This window comes from Alicyclobacillus sendaiensis NBRC 100866 (assembly GCF_001552675.1).
Lineage (GTDB): Bacteria > Bacillota > Bacilli > Alicyclobacillales > Alicyclobacillaceae > Alicyclobacillus > Alicyclobacillus sendaiensis.
The window spans coordinates 1-1,720 of the sequence record NZ_BCRQ01000124.1 but is presented as its reverse complement, the minus strand read 5'-3'; the positions used below and the strand labels follow the sequence as shown (position 1 = coordinate 1,720).

Genomic DNA, 1,720 nt, shown 5'->3' with positions numbered 1-1,720 from the left:
TTGGTCGATAAAGTGGGTACAGCCCAACAGGCAATGGGCGTGATTGAGAGCATCGTTTCTGAAATCCATCACATCGTCGAATACATGGGGAATATTGCGGCGAGTGCCGAAGAACAAGCTGCAGCTACGGAAGATATCGCGTCACGTGTGGTCGATATCATGGACGGTGTGACAGATGTAAAGCAAAGGATAGATACTTTAGGGCAAGACATGTATCGAACCGGTGTTCAAGTCAACGATTTGCGCAATGCGATGGTCGAACGCGTAGTGAACGCCCATCACGATCGGATGCTCCTTCGGATCGCCAAGACAGACCATCTTTTGGGGAAGTGGTGGTTGCACAACTATATGATGGGCTACCACGCCATGGAGGAGAAGCAACTGAAAGACCACCACGAATGTCGTTTTGGAAAGTGGTACGATGCGGCAAAGGGGCGTTCAAGTTTCGCGGCTAACCCGTTATTCCAACGTCTTGACGAACCACACCAGAGGGTGCACCGACTGGCATCCGAAATCTATCACGCGCTTCAGCAGGACAGCCGTTCAGACGTCAGTACGAAGATGCATGACTTGGAGGAAGCTTCGCAAGAAGTAGTCCGACTTTTGGATGCCCTGTATGAAGAACTAGAAAGGGAATGATTGGTCATGATAGATACAATCCCCGAATCGGGAGTTTATATCGTTAATCGATCGCTGCCCAACCTCAAAGAGAGGGGAGAGCCATGTGAATCGCGAGTATCTGGACGCGTTCTTGGCTGAGTCGGCGGAGAATGTCGAGAAACTAGAGGATGGATGCTTGGAGCTTGAACGCCAAGGTCCGGAGCCTAACCTTGTAGCCGAGCTTTTTCGAGCAGCGCACACATTAAAAGGCATGAGTGCCACGATGGGATTTTCTCGCCTGGCGGACATCACACATCGAGTCGAGGATGTGTTCGGTCTATGGAGAGATCATCCCGAGAGCTTTCAGCCCGAGCAAGTGGATATCCTGCTCCAAGCGATTGACCGAATGCGGGTTTACCTCGAGGCCATTTCGACGTCTGGGAGTGAGCCTGATCTCAAAGACGACGATGTGATGGCTTCTCTACAAACTGCTTTGCAATCGAGAGAATCATTGCACTTGAGTCAAAAAAACGGGCTAGAAGAGGATAGAGCGCGGTATGCAACGGAAGCCGAACGACAAGGTAAGGTCGCCTATCGGCTTCACATTCAACTATCTCCTGATTGCATGATGCCCGCCGTTCGGCTTGCGATGGTGTACCAGACGTTGAAGGATGCCGCGGACATCGCGGCAGCGGAACCGACGGAAGATGCGGTCTGGGCAGGAGATGTGCAAACGCCGGAAGCGCATGTCGTCATCTATTTAGAACACGACGAGATCGAACGGATTCAGGAAAAGGTGCTCGACATCACGGATGTCGCTCGCTGCGATGCTGAACGATGGGTTGCATCAAGTGGAAGCTCAAGTCAGCGGGATTCACGTGGGAATTTCGCTTCTCACGAAACCCAATCCCCATCTATGTCGACCACTTCCGCAGAATCCGCGGCACGTCCCGGAAGCAACGATAGTCGGCCTGACAGGTCGATCCGCGTTTCCGTGCGCCGGATGGACGCGCTCCTGAACACCATGAGTGAGATGGTCATCGCAAAAACTCGCCTGGTTACGATTGCGGCTGCCTCGAACGATCCGGCGCTGCGGGAGGCCGTTGAACGCTTGGATCGA

2 protein-coding genes are annotated in these 1,720 nt (G+C 53.0%); both read left to right on the top strand.

From position 1 onward, the window contains the following. A partial coding sequence (locus AS26_RS13505) for a CZB domain-containing protein (protein WP_169793515.1) occupies positions 1–639 on the top strand: 639 nt, incomplete at its 5' end. Between the two features lie 85 nt (positions 640–724). Next, positions 725–1,720: Hpt domain-containing protein (locus AS26_RS13500; protein ID WP_174519948.1), on the top strand; the 996-nt coding region annotated here is incomplete at its 3' end.